The sequence below is a fragment of the uncultured Amaricoccus sp. genome (assembly GCF_937858865.1).
Taxonomy (GTDB): Bacteria; Pseudomonadota; Alphaproteobacteria; order Rhodobacterales; family Rhodobacteraceae; genus Amaricoccus.
In genome coordinates, this window is record NZ_CALLYO010000206.1 from 1 (window position 1) to 1,709 (window position 1,709).

The 1,709-nt window shown below is 72.6% G+C and carries 1 protein-coding gene; it reads left to right on the forward strand.

The genetic code is table 11. From position 1 onward, the window contains the following. The coding region (locus Q0112_RS05675) for an HAD family hydrolase (protein WP_297972613.1) at positions 1 to 1,556 on the forward strand (1,556 nt) is incomplete at its 5' end. Positions 1,557 to 1,709: the final 153 nt, after the last annotated feature.

Genomic DNA, 1,709 nt, shown 5'->3' on the forward strand with positions numbered 1-1,709 from the left:
AGGAACTCCTCGATCCGGGCGGGCTCGCCGCCTTCCGTCCCGACGCGGTGCTCCTCGCGCTCGCCGCCCGCGACTTCCTCGGCGCGGTGCCGCTCGCTGCCCCGGCCGAGGCGGCGGACGCGGCCGTCGCCGCCGCCGTCGCCGACCTCCGGGCGCTCTGGGCTCGCGCCCGCGGCCTTGGGGCCCTCGTCATCCAGCAGACCTTCCTCGATCTCGAGCCGCCGCTCTTCGGCGGGCTCGACGCGGCGGTGCCCGGGGCGCCGGCGCGGCTCGTCCAGCGCCTGAACGCCGCGCTCGCCGAGGCCGCCGCCGCCGAGGGCGTGCTGCTGCTCGACCTCGCCCGCGTCGCCAGCCGCGACGGGCTCGACGCCTGGCACGATCCGGTGCGCTGGCTGCAGGCCAAGATGGAGATCGCCCCGCAGGCGGGGCCGATGTACGGCGAGCTGGTGGCGCGGCTCCTCGCCGCCGCCCGCGGCAAGTCGCGGAAATGCCTGGTGCTCGACCTCGACAATACCCTCTGGGGCGGGGTGATCGGCGACGACGGGCTCGCCGGCATCGTCATCGGCCAGGGCAGCGGGGTAGGGGAGGCGTACCTCGCGCTCCAGGCCTATGCCAAGCGGCTGAGCGAGCGGGGGATCGTGCTCGCGGTCTGCTCCAAGAACGACCCGCGTATCGCGGAGGTGGCCTTCGACCATCCCGAGATGCTCTTGAAGCGCACCGACTTCGCCGCCTTCGTCGCCAACTGGACCGACAAGGCGACGAACCTGCGCGCGATCGCCAGGGCGCTGAACATCGGCCTCGATTCGCTCGTCTTCGTCGACGACAATCCGGTCGAGCGGGAGCAGGTGCGCGCGGCGCTGCCGGAGGTCGCGGTGCCGGAGCTGCCGCCGGATCCGGCGCACTATGTGCGCATCCTGGCCGAGGCCGGCTATTTCGAGGCGGTGGCCTTCACCGCCGAGGACCGCGATCGCGCCGGGCAGTACGCCGCCAACCTTGAGCGCGAGAGCCTCGCGGCGTCCGGCGACATGGACGCCTTCCTCGGGGCGCTCGGCATGACCGTCGAGGCCGGCCCGGTGACCGCGCTGAACCTCGCCCGCGTCACCCAGCTCCTCAACAAGACCAACCAGTTCAACACCACCACCATCCGCCGCACCGAGGCGGAAGTGGCCGCGCTCGCCGCGGACCCCGCGGGCCTGACGCTGCAGTTCCGCCTCGTCGACAAGTTCGGCGACAACGGCATCGTCAGCGTCATGCTGCTCGAGCCGGCCCGGGGCGAAACCGGGAGTGGCGCGCTCGAGATCGTCAACTGGGTGATGAGCTGCCGGGTGTTCGGCCGCCAGCTCGAGGAGGAGGCGCTGAACATCCTCGCCGAGACCGCCCGTGCCCGCGGCATCTCCGAGATCCGGGCAGCCTTCGTGCCGACGGAGAAGAACGGGGTGATCGCCGATCTCTTCCCGCGGCTCGGCTTCGCGCCGGGGGGTGAGGGGCGCTGGACGCTTTCCCTCGCGGCGCACGCCCGCCGCGCCACCCGCATCAGCCGCAAGGAGGCCGCGTGACCGACCGCATAACTGACGGGGAAATCCTCGGCACCCTGACCGGGATCCTGCGGGATCTCCTCGGCGACCCCGACATCGTCCTCGACCTCGCGACGACACGGCCCGAGGTCCCGCGCTGGGACAGCTTCGCCTACGTCAGCTTCATCGTGGCGG